Source organism: Amycolatopsis sp. BJA-103, assembly GCF_002849735.1.
In the GTDB taxonomy this organism is placed as follows: domain Bacteria; phylum Actinomycetota; class Actinomycetes; order Mycobacteriales; family Pseudonocardiaceae; genus Amycolatopsis.
Genome location: NZ_CP017780.1, coordinates 4,873,216 through 4,896,405, shown reverse-complemented (window position 1 = coordinate 4,896,405; position 23,190 = coordinate 4,873,216). Strand labels below are relative to the sequence as shown.

Annotated in this window: 21 protein-coding genes; 2 read left to right on the top strand and 19 right to left on the bottom strand. The window is 64.7% G+C overall.

Features of this window, described 5'->3' with window-relative positions; all coding sequences use genetic code 11:
* Positions 1-7: 7 nt before the first annotated feature.
* Both BKN51_RS21070 and BKN51_RS21065 read right to left on the bottom strand, forming a co-directional pair.
* Positions 8-616: an SMI1/KNR4 family protein gene (locus BKN51_RS21070; RefSeq protein ID WP_101609268.1), complete on the bottom strand. Its 609-nt coding sequence runs from the start codon at positions 614-616 to the stop codon at positions 8-10.
* A gap of 94 nt (positions 617-710) precedes the next feature.
* Positions 711-2,054, bottom strand: coding sequence for a hypothetical protein (locus BKN51_RS21065; protein ID WP_158255780.1), 1,344 nt, complete (start codon positions 2,052-2,054; stop codon positions 711-713).
* Positions 2,055-2,935: 881 nt separating this feature from the next.
* On the opposite strand from BKN51_RS21065, the gene BKN51_RS44380 reads away from it, so the two are divergent.
* Together BKN51_RS44380 and BKN51_RS44020 are read left to right on the top strand one after the other, a co-directional pair.
* Entirely contained in the window at positions 2,936-3,322 is a 387-nt protein-coding gene (locus tag BKN51_RS44380; RefSeq protein WP_255414894.1) for a histidine phosphatase family protein, read from the top strand.
* A 107-nt stretch (positions 3,323-3,429) separates the two neighbouring features.
* On the top strand, positions 3,430-3,825 hold the full coding sequence (locus tag BKN51_RS44020) for a hypothetical protein (protein ID WP_199193051.1): 396 nt from the start codon (positions 3,430-3,432) through the stop codon (positions 3,823-3,825).
* Positions 3,826-4,048: 223 nt separating this feature from the next.
* On the opposite strand, the gene BKN51_RS21050 is transcribed toward BKN51_RS44020, so the two are convergent.
* The 17 genes from BKN51_RS21050 to BKN51_RS20970 form a co-directional block, all read right to left on the bottom strand.
* Entirely contained in the window at positions 4,049-5,269 is a 1,221-nt protein-coding gene (locus BKN51_RS21050; protein WP_101609265.1) for a pyridoxal phosphate-dependent aminotransferase, read from the bottom strand.
* 10 nt (positions 5,270-5,279) lie between these two features.
* Positions 5,280-5,675 (bottom strand): VOC family protein, encoded by a 396-nt coding sequence (locus BKN51_RS21045; RefSeq protein WP_101609264.1) that lies wholly within the window; start codon positions 5,673-5,675, stop codon positions 5,280-5,282.
* Between the two features lie 34 nt (positions 5,676-5,709).
* Positions 5,710-6,828, bottom strand: a complete 1,119-nt coding sequence (locus BKN51_RS21040; RefSeq protein ID WP_101609263.1) for an Ldh family oxidoreductase — start codon at positions 6,826-6,828, stop codon at positions 5,710-5,712.
* Complete coding sequence (locus BKN51_RS21035) at positions 6,825-8,090, bottom strand: MFS transporter (protein WP_101609262.1); 1,266 nt, start codon at positions 8,088-8,090, stop codon at positions 6,825-6,827. The genes BKN51_RS21040 and BKN51_RS21035 overlap by 4 nt, the downstream gene beginning before the upstream one ends.
* Positions 8,090-9,316: an ATP-grasp domain-containing protein gene (locus tag BKN51_RS21030; protein WP_158255779.1), complete on the bottom strand. Its 1,227-nt coding sequence runs from the start codon at positions 9,314-9,316 to the stop codon at positions 8,090-8,092. Before BKN51_RS21030 ends, BKN51_RS21035 begins: the two co-directional genes overlap by 1 nt.
* A 132-nt stretch (positions 9,317-9,448) precedes the next feature.
* A complete protein-coding gene (locus BKN51_RS21025; RefSeq protein ID WP_146044366.1) occupies positions 9,449-10,753 on the bottom strand; it encodes an aspartate aminotransferase family protein in 1,305 nt (434 codons plus the stop codon).
* A complete protein-coding gene (locus tag BKN51_RS43205) occupies positions 10,750-11,187 on the bottom strand; it encodes a cupin domain-containing protein (protein WP_146044365.1) in 438 nt (145 codons plus the stop codon). The genes BKN51_RS21025 and BKN51_RS43205 overlap by 4 nt, the downstream gene beginning before the upstream one ends.
* A 22-nt stretch (positions 11,188-11,209) precedes the next feature.
* Positions 11,210-11,410 carry a hypothetical protein gene (locus BKN51_RS43200; RefSeq protein ID WP_102906615.1) on the bottom strand — a complete coding sequence of 67 codons (201 nt, stop codon included), beginning with the start codon at positions 11,408-11,410 and terminating at the stop codon, positions 11,210-11,212.
* A 268-nt stretch (positions 11,411-11,678) separates the two neighbouring features.
* On the bottom strand, positions 11,679-12,374 hold the full coding sequence (locus BKN51_RS21010; protein ID WP_158255778.1) for an HAD family hydrolase: 696 nt from the start codon (positions 12,372-12,374) through the stop codon (positions 11,679-11,681).
* 175 nt (positions 12,375-12,549) lie between these two features.
* Positions 12,550-13,845 carry a 3-keto-5-aminohexanoate cleavage protein gene (locus BKN51_RS21005; protein ID WP_101609256.1) on the bottom strand — a complete coding sequence of 432 codons (1,296 nt, stop codon included), beginning with the start codon at positions 13,843-13,845 and terminating at the stop codon, positions 12,550-12,552.
* Positions 13,846-13,966: 121 nt separating this feature from the next.
* Positions 13,967-15,337: a PucR family transcriptional regulator gene (locus tag BKN51_RS21000; RefSeq protein ID WP_101609255.1), complete on the bottom strand. Its 1,371-nt coding sequence runs from the start codon at positions 15,335-15,337 to the stop codon at positions 13,967-13,969.
* A gap of 221 nt (positions 15,338-15,558) precedes the next feature.
* A complete protein-coding gene (locus tag BKN51_RS20995) occupies positions 15,559-16,770 on the bottom strand; it encodes an IS701 family transposase (RefSeq protein WP_233223611.1) in 1,212 nt (403 codons plus the stop codon).
* 1,106 nt (positions 16,771-17,876) lie between these two features.
* Positions 17,877-18,947, bottom strand: coding sequence for an ankyrin repeat domain-containing protein (locus BKN51_RS20985; protein ID WP_101613359.1), 1,071 nt, complete (start codon positions 18,945-18,947; stop codon positions 17,877-17,879).
* Between the two features lie 755 nt (positions 18,948-19,702).
* The gene (locus BKN51_RS20980; RefSeq protein WP_101609254.1) at positions 19,703-20,134 is read right to left on the bottom strand and encodes a cold-shock protein; all 432 of its coding nucleotides are present in this window, start codon (positions 20,132-20,134) and stop codon (positions 19,703-19,705) included.
* A 195-nt stretch (positions 20,135-20,329) separates the two neighbouring features.
* Positions 20,330-21,610: a class I SAM-dependent methyltransferase gene (locus BKN51_RS20975; RefSeq protein ID WP_146044363.1), complete on the bottom strand. Its 1,281-nt coding sequence runs from the start codon at positions 21,608-21,610 to the stop codon at positions 20,330-20,332.
* Positions 21,611-21,913: 303 nt separating this feature from the next.
* On the bottom strand, positions 21,914-22,072 hold the full coding sequence (locus BKN51_RS43195) for a hypothetical protein (protein WP_158255777.1): 159 nt from the start codon (positions 22,070-22,072) through the stop codon (positions 21,914-21,916).
* Positions 22,073-22,615: 543 nt separating this feature from the next.
* Positions 22,616-23,188 (bottom strand): type VII secretion system-associated protein, encoded by a 573-nt coding sequence (locus BKN51_RS20970; RefSeq protein ID WP_101609252.1) that lies wholly within the window; start codon positions 23,186-23,188, stop codon positions 22,616-22,618.
* Positions 23,189-23,190: the final 2 nt, after the last annotated feature.

The following is a 23,190-nucleotide window of genomic DNA, read 5'->3' as shown; positions in this document are numbered from 1 at the left end:
CCTGGGGCTATGGCCAGATCAGTGCTCCGTCGTCGCGGATCGCCGGTTCGCCTGGCTGTGGCGGGGTTTCGGGTGCGGTGTTGTAGTGGTCGAGGCGCTGGGCGGTGTCGGTGAGCAGTGCGCTGATGTTGGCCCAGGGGGTGTTGTGGGCGCCTGTGTCCGCCCTCCAGTTCATCACTGTTCCGTGCTGGGGGCCGGTGCGGAGGTCGACGGCGAGGACGGCGCCGTCGAGTCCGCGGCAGATGGGGATCAGCGCGGTGCAGTATCCGAAGGTGGTGTCGCCGGCGGAGCGGAGGTGCTGCCCGCCGGGGCGGCAGCAGTCCTCGTCGGGATGGCGGCTCAGGCTGGCCCATTCCTGCCGGACACGTGCTACGGGCAGTGGCATGTACACGCCGGGGACGGTGAAGGCGGCGCGGTAGTCGTGCTCGTCATCGACACCGTCCATCAGGCCCCACCACCGCAGCAGGTCGTCCGGAAGTGGTTGCCCTACCGCGTCTTGGGTCGCGTGGATCTCCTGGGCGGGAGCCGGAGGCCGGAGTGTGGCGGCGGTGATCGGTGAGTGGATGCGCAGCCAGGCCGTGATCTGCTTCCAGACCGCGTCGATACCGCTGTTCACGTCCGCATGCTCCTTCTGGTCGTCGGAGGACGTGGTGGTTCGCCGGAGGGAGTCCGTCCCGGCGAACCACCACGGTCATCAGTGCCGGTATCGGCTAGGGGTTGATCGGGATGAAGAACCGTTCTTGATCGTTCGGGTCAAGTTTCGGGTCTCTACCCAGATCCAGGATGCGGTCGTTCTCCTGCCAGCCGAACAGCCGCCGGCCGGCTTCCTGGTTCTGCTCGCTGTTGACCCACCGTACCGTGTAGTCCAGCGCGTACTGGGCACCGTCGTATTCGTTGCGAGCGGACCCCTCGTAGCTGGACGCGAAGGCGTACTCGTCACAGTCGAAGGGCCCCCCTTCCGGTGGTTTCGGCGGCATCTTCACCGTGGCGCAGAAGTTCGTCGACACGGTGCGGTTACGGGCGGCGCGGGCTCTGGAGTCCTCGCTGCGGGCGGACGCCAACCGGTGCAGGGTGTCCCCGGGAGCCGGTGACCCGCCCAGCAGTCGCTTGCCCTGTTTCGTCGGCACGGTCGCGTCGGGATTGGCGCGGGCCTCGTCGATGTGCACGGCGTGCCCGGCCACCCCTGCGTCGCTCTTGCCGTAGGACATGCCCGGCACGGCACGGTCGAAGATGCTGCCCTGCTTGTCCCGCAGGTAGAACGCACTGTCGAACCGCAGCCCGCCCTCAGGGCTGACCGACTTCAGGTCGACGTCGCGTTTCGGCGTGAACTCGTACTCGAACTTGAACACACCCTGAGCCAGTTGCTCCCCGAACTCCGCGCCCGGCTGATAGCCGTCGGAGACCAGATCGAAGTAGGAGTTCGGATCGAGACGCCACTGAGGGATCGTCGCCTTACGAGTTTCGAACCTGCCCGGGTGGCACGCGCGATCGCTGGGGATCCCGAACCCGACCCGGTACTCGCCCGCGCACTTGATGGTCGCCTGCATCGTGGCGTTGGGCTGGTTGAACACCCCATTGGTGTAGAGGATGCTTGTCTCCAGCCGGAAATCGGCGAAGCGCTGCGTGGCGTTCTCCGGGTGCGGCCCGATCTTGCCGTAGCCGACCACAACACTCGTCGCGCCGATCGCACCGATGACCTGGCAACCCCTGGGCCCGCACTTCAGATCCACCGCCCAGACCAGGTCGATCTGGCAGTAGGAGAACCGGTTCTTGATCCACCCCGCGTCCTGGCCCGAGGTACCGGCCTTCGCCAGGCAATCCGCGTGATTCGTGTATTCATACGGATCCGCCGGCTTACGGCCCGCGGGAAACCGGGAACTGTCCACCACATACGGAGGATCGGCTGCCGCGACCCGTGGCTTCGCCGTCGGCGGTGCCTGGCCCGCCGCGGCGCTCGGCTGGATACCGAGCGCGTCCAGGTTCCCGTCGCGCTCCAACGTCGTCCGGACGATATCCGGATTCCGCACCAACGCTGGATCGCGGATGACGTACATTTCCGACCGGTACGTCACCGCCTCGTTCGCTTGCGCAGGAGCCGACCCCATCATCAGCGCAGCGACGGACGCTACCGTCAAGAGCGCATGTCTGAGACGTATCACAATCGTTGACCCTCCCCAGGAATCACCAGTTGACAGCTGCGTTTGGGCTGTCGGCTAGAGACTGTCGAACCGTCCAGGTGTTCGACGACCGCCAATCGAGTGACGACAGTTCCACGTAATTCCAAATAGGCGCTATCGGGTCAGATGCGCGACGGGCTTTGTTGCAAGAGATGGCGCATTGTCACAATACGAAATCTGGTGTCAGCGCATGCTCGACGGCCAGGACATCATGTCCGGGGTGATAAAGTTTTGAGCTCGGCGATTCGCTTTCAGCTCTCGACAGTTTCGTGAAACACCCAAGGCTTACACGAAAATATGACGGAATCCACTGACTCCCAACCCTGAAGTCCCGCCGAGGCGCGGTGGGAGATTTCCGCGCAACGGTAAGCCATGACCACGATTTTCGCGGTCATAGACCGCTGTCGCTCGTGGGCCTGTCCTGGTCACACCTGCTGCAGCAAGATCAAGCACACTTCGTGTGCGCCCATTCGTCCCCGCGGAGCGTGTGCCACGCTCGGGACCATGTCACTAGGGGCACGGGTTGGCGTCCGAACGGGCACCTCCCAGGAGAAGCGAACCCTTGGTAACTATGCGTTTACACCACAGGCGCTGTACGTGTCGTCGCAGTCCTGACCCCAGCGTCGTCGGGGCTTGGGCCAGGGGCTCGATCAGTCCTCAGGGGACGGTTCCGGGCAGGAATCGATTGGTCGGAAATCTCAACGACGTCGCGGTGGTCGACCTCGACGGTATCGGGTGCCCCGGGCGCATGGGCGGATGTGAGATCTTCTGACTGTCAAGCACGGTTACGCCGCCGGGAGTGCGGTTTTGGGAGACTGGCCGGGTTCGAGTCGGTGGCGGTGATATCCAGCCCGTATGCGCGCGCGGTGCGGACGGTGGAGCCGGCGGTGCGGAGGTTGGGGCTGCCGGTGATGGTTGATCTGGAGTTGCGGGAATGGGACTCGGGTCTGGAGCCGAGGCCGGATTTCGCCGAGCACTATGCGCGAAGCTGGGCAGACCTGGACTACGCCCGGCCCGGAGGGGAGAGTCTCGCTGCGCTGCCGAGGCGGGCGATGGCAGTGTTGACAGCGCTGGCCGGTGCGCATGATGGCGCTTGGGACTTCACCGACCTGCCCCTCGAATACATTCCGTACTCGAACCGCTAGCCCAGCCTGCGCACCAGAGCGCTCGTCGCGTCACCGATTCAGCAGCGCAGCAGACGTGCCCGGTTGGCCGCAGAGCCTGTGGTGGGCGGAACCGGGCCTTGCTGAGGTTGGCCATCGCGGTGCTGAGCGTTTCCGTCTCGAGTGGATGCCGCTCGGGGCCTTGGTTGCCGCGCCAGCGTCGTGATTCTTGGCGCCGCTGCGGTCTGTCGGCGATCCTGGCCGCGGCCCACGACATCGACATCCAGGTCGAACCCAAGATCGCGGGCCCCTCCAACATCGGCAACTACTTCGCCGGGCTGAACATCCCCGCCACGGCGGGCTTCGGCGTCGTCCACATCGGCCTGCATGCCACCGACGAACGGGTCCTATGCCGACATCGCGATCGCACGGCGATAGAGGTTTCGACGCGGCCGCGGATGACATCCGAGACCGGTAGTCCAGTGACGTCGACGACATGGTGGTCCGCACGGCTGCTTGCGCTGGCGGCACGCGTTCGTGAGTGACCAGATACTGGTCCGGCACGAGAAGGAGAAGGTCCGTGAGTGGACCCGCCGACGCGACGCATCACGGTCGCCGTATCGGGAGTCATCGTGGCGGGCGCACTACTCGTCCACGACGCTGTCGGATGCGGCTGGTTGGTGCCGGATGCGTGACGAAGGACGACCACGGTGGCGGTTACTACCTGTACCCCGTTGCGCTCCGAAGCGGGTGCGAAGCGCTTCCGCATCAGTCCTCGGCCTCGGCGAGAAGATCGCGGATCCGGGTGACACCCTCGACGAGGTGCTCGTCGCTCAACGCATAGGACAGACGAAGATGACCGGGGGTGCCGAACGGTTCGCCGGGAACGACAGCCACATCGGCTTCTTCCAATAGCAACGAGGCGAGCTCGATCGTCGTTTCCGGTCGGTGGCCGCGGATTTGTTTTCCCAGGACGCCTTCCGCCGAGACGTAGACGTAAAACGCGCCATCTGGTTCAGGGCAGGTGATGCCTTTGACTTCGTTAAGCATCCGGACGATCAGGCGTCGCCGCCGGTCGAATGCGCCACGCATTGCCACGATATCCTTTGTACCGGCGGACAGCGCCGCTATCGCCGCAGTCTGCGCCACGTTGCATACATTAGATGTGAGATGAGACTGTAACGCCGTCATGGCGGCGGTAACGTCCCGGGGGGCAAGGGCCCAGCCGACTCGCCAGCCAGTCATCGCATAAGCCTTCGCGACCCCGTTGATCACGACACACCGATCACGCGTCTCTGGCACCACCACGGGCAGCGAGTGAAACTTCGCTTCACCGTAGACCAGATGCTCGTAGATCTCGTCCGTGAGCACCCACAAGCGTTTCGTCGCCGCCCATCGGCCAATGAGTTCCAGCTGTTCCCGGGTGTACACCACGCCCGTCGGGTTCGCCGGCGAGGAAAGCACCAGCATGGTGGTTCTTTCGGAACGAGCCGACTCCAGAGCGTCGGCGTTGACGCGGAAGCCGTCGCTCGCATCGCCGTCGACCGGGATGGGCACACCACCGGCGAGTCTGATCGCCGCCGGATACGTGGGCCAGTAAGGTGACGGCACGAGCACCTCGTCACCAGGATTCAGCAGAGCGGCGAAGGACTCGTAGATTGCCTGCTTTCCGCCGTTGGTCACGAGTATTTGGTCCGTGTCGACTTCGAAACCTGAGTCTCGATACGTTTTCGTCGCGATCGAGGCCTTCAGCTCCGGCATGCCGCCCGGCGGAGAGTACCGATGGTGGCCGGGATCGAAGCAGGCGTTTGCCGCCGCCTCGGTGATATGAGCCGGGGTGGGGAAGTCCGGCTCGCCCGACGCGAAGACGATGACCGGTCGTCCGGCACGGATCAGCGCCTTGGCCCGGGCATCCACCGCCAGCGTGGCGGATTCGGCGATCGAGGCGACGCGATCGGAAGCTCGCTGCGGAATTTCGATGTCCGACATGAGTTCTCAATCAGAATTCGACAGGATTGCTCAGCTCGATCAGGTTTCCGTCTGGATCCCGGACGTAGACACTGTTTATCGGCCCCAGCGCCCCTGCACGCTCAACAGGCCCGTCCTCGATGGCGACTCCGGCGGCACGCAAGTGGTCCGCGACCACCTCGACGGGGTCCTTCACGATCATGCACAGGTGCTCGGTTCCCGGCCCCGGGTTCGCGGCCGTGGGCTGAATTTCGTTTCCGGCTTCATGCAGATTGATTTTGCTGTTACCGAAGCGAAGTGCTTTGCGGTTTTCGACAAGACTGTCGAACGTGATCACCTCCATGCCGAGCAGGCGGCCGTAGAAATCGACGGTCGCGTCGAGATCGTTGACAGTGAGCACGGTGTGGTCGAGTCTTTCGTAGTGCACAGGATACCTCCGATGGGAATGGACGACGACGAGTTCATCGCGGATAATCTTGGTTCAGCAGAGCGGGTGGGCGGATGCCGAGCAGATCGGCGATTTCTTTTAGTTCGTTCACGACGGACTCGAGAACAGGCACTCCGTATACGCGGCGGCGTTCCGTGAGTCGCTGTCGTCGATCGCCAGGGAGTCGCGGCGAGCTTCCGTCCTCGACCGGGTGGCCAGCCCGGACCTCTGTGCCCAGTTGTGCCAGTTGTTTTCCCAGGTCTTCTGGATCACCGAGCGCGTCGAGATCGACGCAGAAGACAAAGTGCCCGATCCCGGCCTCGCCTCCCTCGTAGGTGTGACGGCTCCAGCGCGCGCCGGCGAGCGGTCCACAGAGCAGTTCGACGAGCAGCGCGATGCCCGATCCCTTGTGCCCCCCGTGTTCCTGACCGTCGCCACCGAGCGGCAACAGCACATGGCCGCTACGGTCGATGAGACCGTCGACGGTCCCGGAGATATCGCTGGTGGCGCGACCATGGGGATCGAGTGCCCAGCCGAGACGCATTGGCTGTCCGAGACGGCCAAGCTGCTCCAGCTTTCCTCTCGAGACGACACTCGTCGCGGCGTCGAAAGAGATCATTCCTTCGCTCGTCGGCACGGCGTAGCTCACCGGATTGGTGCCGAACATGGCTTCGCGCGTTCCCGTCGGCGCCACCTGTGGCACCGCGTTCGTCGTGACCAAGGCGAAGACGCCCATCCGGGCCGCGCGTTCGGCGAACCATCCCGCGATGCCCATGTGATTCGACCGGCGCACGACAACGACGGACGTTCCGTGGCTCTTGGCACGGTCGGCTGCCAGATCGACGGCGGTGCACAGTGCGGGCTGACCGAGTCCGTTGTGAGCGTCAACGACGCATACAGTTCCGCTGTCGCGCACGATCTCGGGCTTGGTATTCCGGTCGATGTCGCCGTGTCGCAAGCCCTCCACGTAGCGCCGCAGTCTTGCGACACCATGGCTTTCGACGCCACCGAGGTCGGCGGAGACTAGGACGTCGGCGGTTACGTCGGCATCACTGCGCCGCGCTCCCGCCACGCGCAACGCTTCGCTGGTGAACCTGGTGAGCTCGGTGACGCCGAGGGAGAGCCGGGCGGCGCGCCGGGTCGGTTTCGTCATGGCAGGCTCCTGGGTTTCCGAAATGTAGGGCGTCGCAGGAATAGCAGGAGAAGGGTGCCGGCGATGGAGACGGTGCCGAGTCCTGCCCAGTAGAGTCGGTCCATCCCGCGGGTGACCGCGACAAGGAACAGCGTCCCGCCGCAAAGGGATCCGAGAGCCTCGCCCGTGGTCCAGCACACCTGACGGAAGTTGAGCCTTTCCAGCGAGGTGGCGAGCGGTAGTGCCGCGAAGGCGGTGTTCAGCATCGGGGTGAAGATCATCTCGGCGATCGCGAAGAGTGCGACGGCGACCAGGCAGGCGGTGACCAGCGGCATACTCGAACCGAGGGAGAACATGGCGCCACCGAAGACGATGGTGGCGATGCCGAGCAATTGCTTCGGCTGAGCCCCTCGCCGCATAAGCACGCCGATCACACCGGTGACCGTGGACTGCAGGAACACGATGGCGACCGCCGGCCCTGACAACAGGATCGCCCGCGTCAACGGAGTGGTGATCCGGTCCGCGACCAGCAAGGCGAACGCCGAGTAGAACTGGGCGTACAAGAACGTGGCGAGCGTGGCGATGACGACCGTGCGGCAGGCCATCGGGTGACGCAGCACCACAGCGAGCCCGGCCCGGCTGACCGGCCAGGCCGTCGGTGTCGGTACCGGACGAAGGTCGCGGGGCAACCACAAGAGCAGGATGGCCGAGCCGACCAAGAAGCAGCCGGCCACAGCGACGACCAAGGGCCGTGCGTCACCGGCGAAGTAGAGCAGACCCGCGATGAACGGGCCGAGCGCTCCGCCCACGTTGACCGCGACGTTCATCCATGAGTACGCCCGGTTCCGCTCGACGTCCCCGTTGGTGCGGTCGGCGATGAGCACCCGGGCCAGCAGGTGGTGCACGCTGATGCCAAACCCGGCGAGGAACAGGGCTACGAGCAGCAGGGCGAACGTGTGCAGGACCGCGAGTAAGGAGAACCCCACGGCGGTGAACAGCCAGCTCACCCACAGCGCGGTGCGGTACCGAAACCGGGGGAGCCAGCGGTTCACCAGCAAGGAGGACAGGCCGACCGCGGCGAAGTACACGAACAGTCCGGCACCCACCGCCCCCGGACCCGCGCCGGGGTCCTGCGTCGCGATCAAAACTCCGAGCGTCGGCACGACGCTGTACTGACCCACGCTGCCGAACAGGTTGTCCCACACCAGTACTGTCGTGACCGGTGCATCGGCATCGCGCATCGCGACCGTTTTCGCACCGTTCGGTTCCGGTGTCCGGGTCATCAGGCCTGCTCCGTGTTCGCCGGCTCGGTGTCGATCGTGACGGACCGCCGTATCCTCGCTTCGATTATGTCGATGTCCTCGTCGAGCGGAGCGTCGAAGATGGCGGTGACCGCGCGGTTCGAGGATTCGGTGATCGGTGCGAGCAGATCGCCCCGTTTCTTCAGGACGAACAGCTCGTGCAGAGTGGCCGGCGCTTGTTCACCGACCGGCCGCAGCGGTGGCCAGATCCCGGTCGTGTCCGCCAGCCAGCGTGGTCGCACCCGGTTCGTTCCCTCGGTTCGTACATCGAGCAGTGTTCCCGGGGTGTGCACGAAATAGACCTGTCGGCCACGACGGCGAAAGCTCGCTTTGTAACCGGTCGGGAGCCCCATCGCCGCGTCGATCAGCACAGGCTCGATGGCCTGCCCCGTCGCTAGGTGGTACAAGGGAAGGCAGGCGTCGCCTGGTGCTCGCGCCGCGATCTCCATCAACACGACTCGGCCGTCTTCGGTAAGCCGGTACTCCGCGTGGGCGAAGCCGGTGTCGAAGTCGAGTCGCTCCACGACCGCACGCTGAGCTTCCGAGATCAGGTCGGTCTCACGCTCGTCGAGGTTCACAGGAGGTGTCGTGTGGACCAGTTCCACGAAGAACTCGGTCGATTCCTCGTTGGTGCCCTTCTGTGTCAACAGGGTCACGATCGGTTCCCCGGCGAGCACGATGGAGTCCACGTTGTACTCACGGCCGACTACGCGCTCTTCCACCAGGAGACGGCTCCCGGGGGCGAGTTCTTCGAGAATGCCGGCGAGAGCCGATGCGTCGTGCACCACGCGGACACCGATACTCGACTCCCGGTCCAAGGGTTTCACCGCGGCGGGGAACGGCCCGTCATAGGTGGCGCTGCCGGTGCGCTCGCTGACGAGCACTGATTTCGGACTCCACTCGGGCAGATAACGGCGCTGCAGGAGCTTGTTGCGGCAAACCCGTGCGGCTCGCATGCCAACGCCGGGCAACTCCAGCAGGTCACAGATCTGCTGGCCGGCTTCCACATAGACCTCGGCTGCCACGAGCACACCGGTGATCTCGAAATCTCGCGCCCAACGGGATGCTTGATCGACGATGCCACTCAGGTCTCCGCCATCATGGAGTGCGACATCCGCCAAGCCGGCGAATGGATGCCCCTCGGTGCCGAGGAGTTCGAGACCGCGCTGCACCATCGCCGAACCCCGCGGCTGGGAGATCGCCAGCACCGCGATTCCCCGGTTCTGCAGCTCGGTCAGGTACGGGCCGATCTTGGACAGATCACTCAGAACAATGAAGCCCGATGTCTTTCCAGTGGTACCCATCAATGTTCAGCTCCGTGTCGTGCGGACGGGTCAGAATCAGCGAGCGTCGCCGGAGGCCTCGGTGAAGATCGCCAAACCCTCGGCGAGTTCGGCTTCCGTTGTCGTGAGTGGCGGCATGATCTTGATCATGGCGCCACCCATCGTGGACGGGACGCACAGCAGCAGGCCGTTGTCGACGCATGAAGTGACCACACGCCGGGCAGCCGACGGATCGAGCGCACCGTCCGGAGTCACGAACGCGACGCCGGCGACCATACCGAAAGCGCCGATCACCCGACGGCTTTCCGCCCGCTGCGACGTCCAGCGTTCCAACCCCTCGACGAGCTGCCGTCCACGCTCGGCGGCGTGGCCGACAAGTCGGCCGTCCGCGAAAAGCGCAAGGTTGGCTTCGGTGGCGGCGAGTGCGATCGGATTGCCGCTGTGGGTACTCGTGAGTTCGCCCGGCCGGAGTCCTTCGGTGTGGCGCGGATCCCCGACGAGGACGGCCGACACCGGAAGGGAACCCGAGAGGCCCTTGGCGCAGAGCAGCAGATCCGGCCGGACCCCGACGTGCTCATAGGCGAAAAGAGCGCCGGTGCGGCCGAAACCGGACTGGATCTCATCGAACACGAGCAGCGCGCCGGCTCGGGTGCACCATTCCCGCAAAGCCACCGCGGCCGCGGAATCCAGTCGACGCAGGGTGGATCCCTGGTACAGCTCGCCCAGTACACAAGCCACCTCCCCGGAGTGGGCACCAACGGCGTGCAGTTCCGCGTCGATGGTCGAAGGATCCCAGGTCTCGCCGGAGGCAGGGAAGGGAACACGGACGAAAACGTCGTCACAATCCGGGGTCCAATCCCGCTGCGCGGACAGCCCGCCGGCGAGCTGGGCGCCGAGGGTCCGGCCATGGAACGCGCCGTCGAAAGTAACGATGACGGCGCGCCTGCCACGAGCCTTGGCGTAGCGCCGGGAGATCTTCAGCGCGCCCTCCACCGCCTCGGCTCCGGTGGTGTACAGGACGCACTGCGGAAAGCCGGTGAGTTCGGCCAGTGCCCGTACCACCCGTGCCCGTACCTCGGTGGGGAACATGTAGGCGTGCAGCAGCCCTTGCCGGGCCTGCTCTCCGATCGCCCCGGCCACTTCCTGGCGGCCGTGCCCCGCGTTGGCGGTCAGGATCCCGCTCGTCCAGTCCAGCCAGGACCGCCCTTGACGGTCGAAGACGTGGCTACCGCGGGCGTGGTGCCACACTACCGGGTGCTGTGTGTGCATGGAGGCGGGCTCGTGGCGCCGCAGCGTCTCCAGCACCCAGGCGTCTGCGGTGTCCGTGCCGCCGTTCGTACGGATCGAGACCTGTCCCTTCACGACGCGCGCACCGTCCACGAAGTCCCGCTGGTGTCCGAAGCCGTCACCGTGATGGCCACCAGTACGTCATTGCCGGTATTGACCAGCCCGTAGTAAAGACCGGCCGGCGCGTGCCCGACGGACCCCGCCTCGACCGGATACCGGCTCGGTTCCGGCAGTTGTTTCTTCGCTGGTGCGTCGAGCGGGTAATGAGCCGACGGCACGTAGCACGCGGCTGGATCCGGTTCGTCACCGTCGAAGACCTGGAACTCACCCCGGCCGGCCAGAATGACGATCATTCCGTCGGCCCTGGGATGCCTGCGTGCCGAAATATCCTGGCCGGGGGCGATGCGCCAAGCCGCCGTTTGCATTCGATCGCTGGCAAACAACCCCAGTTTGCGAGCCACACTGTCCTGGCAGGGTGCCGTGGGCACGGTGAACGTGCGTAACGTCATCTGAATCGTCACTCCCTTCAAATCAGGCTTCGAGGAACTGGATCTGCATCAGCTGCGTGAAGTACTTCCCGCTGGGCCGGATCTGCACTCCGGCGGTCTCCAGGCGAATACGCCTGGTCGCGATGGGTTCAAGCGCGCCCTCGAACCAAGCCCCCGCGGGTACATCGATGTCTTCGGCGGTCAGGGTCGTCTTCTCGCCGCCCTCGTCGGGAAAGGCGATCACGCGAAGACCTCGTGGGAACCCCGTGCGGATCACGGGTACGGGCCGTCGCTGTAGGCGGATATGGGCGGGCACCCGGACCCCTCCCAGGTCGAACTCCAAGTACTCGGAAACGGATTCGTTCCGGCTCGGGGAACTCCATCCGGTGTACGGACTGCCGTCGAGAAGAAACTGTTCGTTCCAGAAATCGTATCGATGGCAGCCGGAGGAATCCGTTACACGGCAGCCTTCGATGACGTGCGGCTGGTGGACGGGCATCTGTGTGTCCCTTCTAGAGTCGGCTGTTCGCGTCGTTCATCGTGTTGATCGTGATCTCCACGTCGGCAAGGCCTTCCACGACGAAATCGGCGTCCGCTTTGGCCTGGGCGGTGTGGGCAAGCCGCCGATCGACGAGAACGGTGGCCATTCCGATCGCGCGTGCTCCGCCGAGTTCGTCGTGCTGGCCATCACCGACGAATGCGCAATGCGGTGCGGCGATACCGAGTCGGTCGAGGGCGTGCCGGTAGATCTCCGGATGTGGCTTGAGTCGCTTGATCCGATGCGAGAACACGGTCACGTCGAAGTGCTCGCGGAGACCGAGTCGGTCGAAGAGCCATTCGGCGTGGTCGGAGGCATTGGTCACCAATGCCAGGGACATCCCGCGGAGGCGTAGCCGTTCCAGGAGGGGCAACGCCTGCGGGTCGACCTCGACGCTGGCCACGAAATCTGCGAAGTGTCGGTCCACTGCGACACGGACGGCGTCCGGTGTCACCCGTGTGCCTGCCGATCGGGCCGACAGCACGATGCGCGCCACGATGCCCGGCACGATCGCGGCCATGGTTTCGTCATGAAGTTCGTCGTAGGCGGGCTTCCAGCGGCCGAGGTCCAGGCCGAGTTCGTCGGCCACCTGCCGGAAGAACGGATTGTGCGGTCTTTTGTGGATCAAGGTCGAGAACAGATCGAAACAGATCCCGTTGATTTCAGGCATCTCGGGTTCTCCTAAGTCCATTATGGACACTCTGGTCACGCCTGGCGCCCGGCCGCTCTTGCTGGGAGGCGCCGGTGGGTAGCCGGTCGCAAATCCCCTGACGGAATCTCGCTGGTCTTCGAGTTTCGGTGCCGGACACCGTCGCGGACTCGGGTCGACGACCCGGGTGGGCGGGTCAGACGGGTTGTAGTCGCCGGTCCACCGGCCTGCCTAGAGGGCGGCGTCGTTGTTCCAACAAGACGCTTCGCCGGACCCAATGCAGGCCGAGCCTCTCGAAGATCTCCTGGTGGTCGGTTTCTACCCGGGCACCATTGGCGGCCAGTTCGGCAAGCACGACCTCGGCCAGGTCACAGTTGTCCGCCAGGCCGATTTCGCCGTGGCGACTGACGGTATATGGGCTGTCTTCCATGCCGAATCGGAGGATATCCACGCAGCTGTCAGGCTGAGAGGCGTAGGAGACGAGTCGCCGAAGCGCGCAGGCTCGCTGTCCGGCGCGCGGTCCGACGTCAAGCGGGATGAAATGGGCCTCGGCCTGCTGCGGCAGTACCGCCGCACCGACCGTGATCGTCACATGCCGCTGTTTGACACCTGGCTCGGTGAGATCGTGCTCGAGGTTCTTGGCGGCGTTCACAACTCGCTTGAATTCCGTATAGCTGCGCGGAAAAGGCAGCCGGGGGGAGAAGCCGAAAAGGAGCGTGACGTTGATCTGGCCGTTGTGGCCGAGACGCAGCAGGGGGTGTTCCACCGCGTACCGGGACATCGCGTAGCTCCGCTGCGCCTGAACCCACTCGACCTCGTGAAACAGTCCGAGGCGGTCCCGCGCCTCGATCGCGCTTCGGTAGACCTCGAACTGGATCAGCGGCGAAGTTCGGCCGTAGTCGGCACCTTTGCTCGTCGAGTAGGTGTCCAATCGCGATTCTGTCAGCTGATCGGAAGGCTGATAGGCGAGAACAGCCTCGCCGAACTGAGGGCTTTCTATGGTGTCGAAGGACCATTCTCCGAACTGTCGCTCCAGTTCGCACATGAGCTGAAGTTCGACGGCCGACTGGATGGTGACGAAGTGTGCGCCACCGAGATGGAACGGGAGGCTGCACTGACTCAGTCGTTCCCATTCACCGAATTGGCCGATGCTTTCCCGGACTTCGGCCCCATTCCGGCTTGCGCCGAAACTGATCAGCATATCCTTGCATCGGCGTTGCAGCTCTCGGCTGATTTTCTGATAGACCTCGTTGCTGGTGGTCTGTTCGTGCGTATTCGGGTTCCTCGCGTGGTAGTGGTAATAACGGCATCCTCTGCTGTACAAGGCATCTGCTTCGGCCAGTAGAGCCTCGGCGGAATTCTTGATCGTGCTGCCGACGCAGATCTCGTCGAGAAGGTTGTCGCCGGTGGGCTTGTGATTGGCCGGAGTGAATTTCGCGCCCGTCGAAGCGCAGCCCAGAATCAGTGATTTCCCGTCGTAGGTGACTTCCACTCTTTCCCCCAGGCGTCGACCGAAAGTCGGACGCCGCTCGTGATGATGATCGGATGTCGATATCGGAACACTACGTCCCGACCGAACGGAAGGTCGACAATGCGATCGTCAGTTTGTCAGGTTACTCGTTGTAGTCAGCCGGTCTTCGGGTGGCTTGCTTCATCAGGGCGCGAATCCGCAGGATCCGGAGAGCCAACTGTACGTCGACCATCTGTTCCGGCTTCTGCCAGCCGGTCCCGAGCAAGTCGGTGACGCGTTCCAGTCGGCGGCCCACCGTGTTCGGATGGACGTAGAGCCGATCAGCCGCCCGGGTCGGGCTGCGGTCGGCCTCGAAATAGGCCGCGAGGGTCTCCTTGAGATGCGCGTTTCGTTCCCCGTCGTAGCGCAGAACCGGCCCAATCGTGTTTTCGACAAAGTTTTCGATGTCGGGGGGATCCGAAAGCAGCAAGCCCAGAAAGCCCAGCTCGTCGAACGATGCGGCTTTGCCCATGTCGCCGAGCGCAAGGATCGCGTCCAGGCATCGGCTCGCCCGCTGATACCCGGGCAGCAGTGCCCCGGGACCGGAAACCGGGCCCGCCGCGCCGACTGTCGCCTCTGTTCCGAGAAAGGAGGCCAGCTCGTTCCGTACCAGCTGAGCGGTCGCACTCGCGTCGGTTCCGGGCACGACCAGTACGGCAGCCCCCGCTTGGATGCTCTTCAAGCCGCCGGACCGAAGGGTGAACGACGACGCCCAGATCTGCAGTCTTCCTTGAGACTTCTCAGCCGGGCGCGCGACCACCACCACGTAGGGCTCGCACAGATTCATCCCGGCCCGCCGCGCCCGGCGAGCCAGCTCCGCCGCGCTCGCCGGCCGCCGTGCCAGTACGTCTTCGAGCGGGTCACGGTCCTTTCCCGTGGTCGCGTCCGTGATGCCACGCTGGACCAGGAACGCCACTGCGGCGGCCTGAGCGAACATTCGGAGGTGTTCATGGTCGATCTCCTCGCCGTCGCCGGGGCGAGCCAGCATGGTGGCGACGCCCTCATCGCCGGCGATGATGGGAATCGCCAACTGAGCGTCAGCCAGCCTTACGGGTTTCCCGGCGGTGTGCGCAGCCAACGCCGCTGACGCCATCGCCGTCTTCTGTTCGGCAGGCCGCTCGCCGGAGGCGGACAGGACGGCGCCGTCTGGCGCGTAGACCAGTACGTCACCGTGGATCTTGTAAGCCATCCGTTTAACGACCGCATCGAGATCCGGTTCGGCGAGAACCTGGTCCACGAGTTCGGTATGATAATCGTTCAGACGCCGGGAGCGGCGTAAACCGGCCTCCATCGTGGACAACCGGTCATTTAAATCGGCCGGGTTGGTAGTGACGTTTTCGAGGTCTCGCATGTTCTCGACTGAAATTCCGGTATGATCGCCGGGGGAGTTCAGTGCATTCTGCTCTTGGACCTCTTTCCTGTCCCAATGCGCCCCGGTGGAGCCCTGCCCTTCCTCGATTCGATCTGCGGACATAAGCGCCCGTCCCCATTTCCGGTGTCCGATACCCCAGTCTGCTCTCGGTCATCCGACGCGATCGCATACCCCGGTGATCCATGCTACACCGGCAATATTGGTCCGTTCGGGTGGTGGAATCGGGACGGAGGGGAGGAGTAAGTACCCGTTCAGGGGGTTGTCTCAGAAGCATTTCTCTGTCGGTCATAGCGCCGTTTCGGACTGTATTCCTGCCGTTCGAACTATATGTATTGAGGCGCCTTCGCCGAGAGGTGAGGCCGGTCTTCACGCGGGGCGGCAAAGCCGAGGGAACGTAGGGCATGGGCGATCGACGCCAAGGTTGCGTGCCGGTTCCACCCGTCGAAGGAGCGACCGACGTAGTCGCGGATCCCCACTTGTGTCGAGATCTCGATGATGTCTTGGTCTACCTTCTGGACCAGGAGCGTGAGCCGCAGGAGCTCGGCGGTGGTGGCCGTGCCGAGGTCGGTCAGCCAAACTTGCTGTTCTCCTCCGGCGCTCTTCACGCCGAGCAAGAACATGTCGTCGGCGTGGCCGCCGCGGGGAAGGAGTTCAACCTGCAGTTTCCAGGTGAGTAGAACGTGTCTGCCGGGAAGCTGGTCCTGGTCGGGCCCGGTCAGCTCGATGGCTCGGCACAAGTGGCCGGCCGCGGCGAGGATCGCGGTTGCGGGCATCGCCGCGCTGCTGTGTGCTGCCAGTGACGGGTCGGTGACAACGAGTGGCAAGTCCCCGGAAATCCGAGCTAGTACCGGGCTGTCTGCGGCGCGCAGCCGCCGAATGGTCGTGACGGAGTCCGCACCGCGCACGTCGACGACGACGGGGAGCCCAGGGAGTACCCAGCGTTTCGCTACCGTGGTGAAGGCACTTACCGTGCAACCGGAGAGCGTCTCCACGCAGCTGTCGTCCGGAATGCTCGCGCGGGCGCGGCGGGCACCGTCCTCGACCCATGCCTTCGGTAAGTGCAGCCGCCAGTTTACCGGTGAGGTGACCTCGGCCGAGGCGGCCCACACGCCCGCAGCGTGCTGACAGGCGAGGGCGTGCCCAACCCCAGGCTCGACACATCGGCTCACACCCACCGAGTGCCTGCCGCTCTTGGGAATCGTGATCGGCCGGAGCACCCATGCCTGAAGGTGCGTGCTCCGGAGTAGATGGCAGGCGAGGGCATGGCGAACCGGTTCCCACGACCAAGTGGAGTCACTGATGAAGTGGTGGATGCTCTGCTCGGTGGCTCGGCCGCCCAGCTCCGCAGCGATGTTCCGCATCGACTTACGGCCCGGAGCCCGGAGGAGACCTCGGACGTACTGTGCTCCTTTGGCCCGTTGATCCGCTCTCGGCAGTGATCCCAGCAGTGCCGAGCACAGTTCGTCGACCGCGGCTTCGTCGTCACACTCTGGTGTCGAGACCGTAGACCGCTCCCCGTAGCTGGTGATTCCCATCGGCCCCTCCCTCGCCTTTGGCCCTCGTGCCTCCACGGTCCTGCACCGGAGCATGTCTCGCCAGGTGGGCTCGGAACCGAGTTCGAGCGTCTGAAGGTGGAGCCGTCACCACCTCCGGAGATCGTCACTGCCGAAAGAAGCGGTGTAAGCCGCAGCCGGGGTGTTGCCGTATCACCGGTGTGTCGGTCCGACCACAGGAGGCCGAATCGTCCGGTTTGAGGCCCCGTTCGCCGGACACGGTGCGTGCGGTTGCTCCGTGCCGGTGAGGCGGGCCGCGCTGGCGATCAAGGCGGGGCTGGTGTTTCGGTGCGTTCGCTGGTGATCGTCTGGTCGCGTGTTGTATGTGTGCACGTCGGTGGATTTCGTCCTGTCCTATCCGGGTGAGCAAGGCGCCTGGCTTACGAGGTCTCTTGTCGAGATCGAAGTTCTGGCGGTCGTGACGGGTTTCCGGGAAGTGGCGCGGGAACGGCGTTGCTGGAGTGTGCCGAGCAGTTCCTTGCCGAGCAGGGTGTGCGGGTGTTCGTCGCGAAGGTCGACGCCGGCGATATGTCTTGCGCTGGTATCGCCACCGCGGCTATCGCGTCGCCGACAGCGGTGAAAGCTGCCTGCTCGACACCCCGGCGGGCGAGACGAGAATCGGTGCCGGGCCCGCGCACGGGCGCCGGTGGCGTCTTGCGGTCAAAGCGCCTGGGCATGAGGCACGCGCACTGTATGACCAGCGCGAGGTCGCGTTGCCCTGCGGGCGCACTTGCTCCGTCCGGGTTGCTCAAGGCTGTCACCGGGCCTTGCGGCGGTGCCGCTCGATCACGGTCGTAGCAGAGATCCGCAGCTCACGGGCTGATTTTGTTTCGTGGGGTTGCTTTGGAACCGCGCCGGGGGCACAGACAGCATCCACACAAGTGTCGGCCGCGCGCTGAGCGGCACGTTCTGTGTAGGCATGGCGTCGGTGATCCTTTCCGCCGACATGGCGACTTCAGAAGCCGTTTTCGCCCGGCCCGAGCGGGATCCGGCCGGTGCCGCTCCATCTTGTGCCGACGCCCCACCCGCGGCGGCTGCCACACGTGGCTTGCGGAGCGGCGCCGGACGTCGCCCTGACAGGGCCGGCCTCAGCGTGTGTAGCCCACCGCTCCCAAAGCGATCGGGGCCGGATTCTTCGTGACCCAGACGACGGCGAGCTCACTCAAGCGATCGAGGTGGCCTTCCTCGCCGCGGCCTGACCTGATCTGCTTGACGATCTCCTTGGCCTCATAGAGTTCTTCGTCGCCAAGGGGCTCGCCTCGCGTCAGGAAACCCGGGAACGCATCGGCCATCGCACGGTAAGCGCGGTCCCAGTTCGCCCCGCCGTTCCGGAACATCTCGTCGGCGATCCGGCCGGTGACGCGGATGGCCTCACACTGCACTGTCGCGCCCGCGCCGCTCGAGGGCACGAGAAGCTCCCAGAGCGCTTTGTGGCGCTCCTGCCAGGATCCGTCGGGTACGACGATCGGCGCCGACCCATCGTGCGTCGACCGCCGGGCGACCGCCTCGACCCCGAAGATCCGGTACAGCTCCCCGAGCGCGGCGTCGGTCTGTTCGAGGAAGTCGGGGTTGAAGTTCTCCCGGTGGAACTCGAAACCACGGCCGATCCGCTCGACCTGCTTGCTCATCTCAGCCGTGATGCTCGCTCCGTGTTCGAGGAGCAGCTTCATGATCTCGACGCACTCGGGGAGGTCGGCGTTTCGCGTACCGATCAGACCGCGCATCATCAACGTGGTGCCGCGCCTGTCGATAACCCCGGTCGAGGCCCCGTGCTCGATCAGCACTCGCGTCGCCTCGACCCGCAGCCTTTCCACCGCGGCCTGGAGCGGCGTTCGCCCGGACTTGTCGGCCGCCTCGATGTCCGCGCCGAGCGAGAGCAACAAGGGTATCTGCGCGACCGGTTTCGGAGTGGCGCGTGAAGCTCGCGCATGAAGCGGGGTCCTGCCGTAGCTGTCCGGGGAGTCGACGGCGAGCCCCTGCCCGGTCAACCAGACGATGAGCTCGTCCGGGCACTCCGGGAAACCGATGGCGGTGCCTTTGGCATAGCCTCCCCGCGCGTCGATCTCGCATGTGTCGAAGACGGCTTTGAGCTCCTCCACCGAGGCCGAGGTCAGCATCTCCTCGAAGTCTTTGGGAAGGGTCTTCCGCTTTCGCACCATCGTGCTCGTCCTTTCAGCCGGGTTCGGACGCAGCTGTTCGCGCGTCTCCCGGAAGTTCTGCGGTTTCACGACCCATCTCGTCGGTGCCCTCGAACATCAACCAAGGCTTCGACCCACGCCCCGATGAGACCGACGGTGACGTCATCGGACATGGTTCTTCCTCGGACTCGGTTCCTGGGCGACCGCGAAGATCCTACGATCCGGCACTGCGATCCCGCCGGTCCCGCCCGCCTCACTGCTGGAAGAGCGGATCGCGCGGGACGGCGTCCGGCTGGGCGCTGTCGGCGGGTCGACGCCGCCCGCCAGCTATCAATGCCAGGGACTACCAGGGATCCCATGCTGGAAGTCGGCCCAGCGGACGGCCGGTACCACTGCCGACTCGGGCACGGCTGGACCGACGAAGCGCTGCTCAGCGCGCATGACGCCGAGCACGAGCGGCCAACCCCGCGGCACGATCACCGTGATGCGCCCGACAGGGTCGAGAGCCGCCCGTAGGACGATTTCGCGGTGCGGGCAGGGCCGGCTTTCCTACCCGAGATGCGCGGCCGAACGGTGACAGCGACCGCGGCCGGGCGGTGCTCGCGGAAGCCGTCGAGCGCTGTGAGTGGTTCGGTGAAGTCTTCTGGCGCGACTGGGCATTGTGGTCTCGCGCCGCCGTCAGAGTCATGACAGGTGCGCACGGTCGCCCGATCACGGCGCATCCACAACTTCCGGTCTGATCCTCTCCCGGAAGAAGCCCCGCCAGCGCACTGTCCCTACTCGTCGATCCAGCAATGCTTGCGCGCCAGCGCGAGAATGCTCTCCCGCACAGCGAGGATCTGCTGCCCGGTCAGGGAGGGCACGTCAGTGAGCATGGCCTCTGTGAGCTCGTCACGCAGTTCATGGACGGTCAAGACGTCACATGCCATGTCGTCCTCGTAGGCGAGCGCCACCGAATCACCGCCTGCGGCCTCCTGAACATGCTGTTCCGCCCGTTGCTCGGCCAGACTTACCCGAGACGCCTTCAAACCCCGGTCGCCTTCCTCGGTGGCGAACTTGACCCGTACGCCAGGCGCGATCAGCCGCTTGTCGCACTCGAGGTCGTTGACATGGATGAAAACGTCTTCACCGCCGACATCCGGTGCGACAAAGCCATAGCCGCGAACATCATCAAATCGAATCACTTTGCCAGTGCCCACTGGAGACATTCAATCGCCTCGTCATTCAGGATAACCATCACGGCCGCCGCAAGCGACTTTTGAATCAATTATAGTGCAGGACATGATAATCAAGACCGGAAGACGTCAAAACGGGCAATCGATGTTGTCCGAACTTGCTTCTCGCCTGATCCAACGCCCGGCGTCGACAGCTGTAGCGTCATGTGCGCGAAGTATCCAGTCGTGTCACCAGTTCGGTTTGGGATCGACGATGATCTCCGGCAAGCGAGTCCCCGGGACACTCTCGGCCAGGTGGCCGCGAAGCACCTCCGGGAGTCGGCGGGTGATGAACCGGTCGATCGGATCATCTTGTGTCGGCTGGATTCGAGGTTGTGAAGTGTGGCCATTCGAGGGTCGGATATCGAGCTTTCGCGGGTCGTCGAGCGCGATCTCCACCGCCAGGCCGGTCCCCTTGAGTACGGCGCTCAAGGCATTGGCCGTGGCCCCGTCTGCCGAAGGGGTCAGCAACGCGTTGGGTATTCCTGTGACCACGACAGGGCCGACTTCGAGCAGCCGGGCTAACGCTTCCGGCCGATTTCCTGGCAGATCCTCCCAGTGCACCTGATCGAGTTCTACCTGTTCGTCTTGTGTCTCGACATGCAACACCACATCGTATCGATATCGGGTGATTTCGTTGTCGCCGCGCAGGGTCTTCGCCCGCACTGAGACCTTGACTTTCCTGCCCGAGACGCTGGCGAAGAACGCGACCAGTCGTGGGTCGAGGAGCAGTTCCTCTTCTTCATCGAAGCGACCGGAGGCCCAACGCGGGCCGGAGGTCAGTTGGCGGTGATACTCGTCGCTCAGTCCGTGGTGCCGCAGATCGCCGAGGATCACCCGGCCACCCGGTTCGACCAGGTTGATGGCATCGCCGAGTACGGCTGCCAAGTACTGGGTCCCAGGGAAACACTGCGCGACGTTGTTGATCAGCACACAATCGGGCCGGGCCGCCCCCATGACCTCGGTCATCGCCCGCTTGACCTGCGGTGAAGCGGTCCTATGCGCTCCGGCGATCACAGCGTAGGTGTACGGCAAGCGGGCCTCGCGGACGCGATCCACGGCGTACCTGGAAAGGTCGGCACCGACATAGCATCCGATGTGTCCTTGCAGATGCCGCAGCAGAAGCCCGGTCCCGCAGCCGAGATCGAGCACGCGCCGCGGCCGGGATTCCAGTACCAAGGCCGCCGTCTGCTGGACCCATTCGCGAACTTCGTCCTCGGTCAGCGCGCTGCCGCCGGTGAGTCCGACGATATCCGCGCCGGCGCGATCGCCGAGATCGGCGGACGTGAAGGCCCAGTCGTACAAATTGGCCCAGTTCTGCAGATACTCGCCGACCAGTGACCAAGTTCGAGAATCGAAGGTCATCGCGTCCGTCGAAGGTCGAACCAGCAGCGCGCCCCATGGTGTTCGACGGACCGCGCCGACCCACGGATGTTCAGCGATAGCAGAAACAATGCCTTCCGTTGTCACGGATCTCCTTCATGCATGTCAGTCGACGAGCCGCGGTCCTCAAGGCCCAAGCAAAGATATACAGAACTGATCCGGGTCCAGCCAACTGGAAAGCCTCTGCGCGTGGCAAGATCTGCCCTGTAGCACCTTTCTCGTGTGAAGTAAGGGCAATGGCGGCCGATCACACGTACAGATAGTGTTCGCCATGCAAAAGTCGGTGGGCGAACCAGGGATAAGAGTGCGCCGGTCGTCATCCGGCCAACACATTTCCTCGAGGACTGGCGATCCCATGCCTGGCCGCGAATTCCAGCGGCCGCGCGCTTCTCAGTCTCGGACTTGTGGTCGCATCGGGGTCGACGTGTCGTGATCGGGACACGTCACCTTTGCCACGACCCTGGCCTCGGCGGCCAGCAAGTCTTCTTGCTCCTTTCCGATTCGCTCGAGGATGTCGTCAAAAATGCTGAAATTGTCTGCGATGGACATTCTGACGCTCCTTTCGGTGCAAGTTTCTGTTATGGCGACTTCTGCGAGGAAACACCTCGTGCTTGCCGGCCGGATGGTCGACGCGCCGACAAAGCCACGAATCCCGAGAGTCGCCGACGGTCAGCCGCCGCTCCCGGGATTCGCCGTGCTCATCTTCCTCGTGCTTCCGGCGAGCTGCCGGGCGTCAACTGCCGCGTAGGGTCAGCGCAGTTCCCACAACTGGACGTAGTCGGGAACGGAAACGCACTGGTAGGCGCGGGCCTCGGGTCGGCTTTGGCCCGCTCTGTCGCAGAGAAGCTGTGCGAAAGCTGCTTCGGTCGAATTGCGTGCACTGAAGGATTGGACATATACCCAGGTCCCTGACGGAGGGGTATCTGCTACCGCCACCGGGGCGATGGCCGTGGCGGTGGCGAAAATGGACAGCGTGACGCCGAGGCCCGCCGTTAGCTTGCGAATCATAGGAACCCTATCCCGATATTCCGATGTCGGTTGGTTGTCGCCCGTCAAGTAAACAAGGACTTTCCGTGGAAGGACCGGATCGGGTTACTTTCGGCCCTCGAACTTGCCCGAATGGACCTGCAGCTGCCCGGCGGCCTCGCGAATCAGTCCGGCACTGACCCGCATCGAGGTGGGCGCTCCCGGATTGAGCAGCACGTCCACCCCCTGCTCGGGCAGGAACCGGGCCAGTTTCGCGACGGTGACCGCCCGCCAGCCCGGGGTGTCGACGGGCGGCCGGTGGCCGGGAGCGGTGGCCACCAGCACCGAGGGCATCCCGTCCGGGGCCGGGCGGACGAGCGCGGTGCCCTCGTCGTCCACGGCTATGCCGAGCAGTGCGTCGGCGAGCGCCGCGGCCAGCTGCGGCACACCCACGTCCGCCCCCCTGGCCAGGAGTTGCAGCACACCGTCGACGAGGTCCAGATGTGCGCCGGGCTCGGTCGGCACGTACGCCGGGTTCGGCCGGAACAAGGGCTCTTGCCCCTTGTCGTCCGCCGCCCAGACACCGATGATCTTGTCCAGTGGCACGACCGCTTGTTCGTCGGAGGGGCTCCAGGCCGGGTCGATCAGCGCGGGTGCTTCGACCGCGCCGGTGGGTCCGGCCGCGGCATTTTCCGGCATTT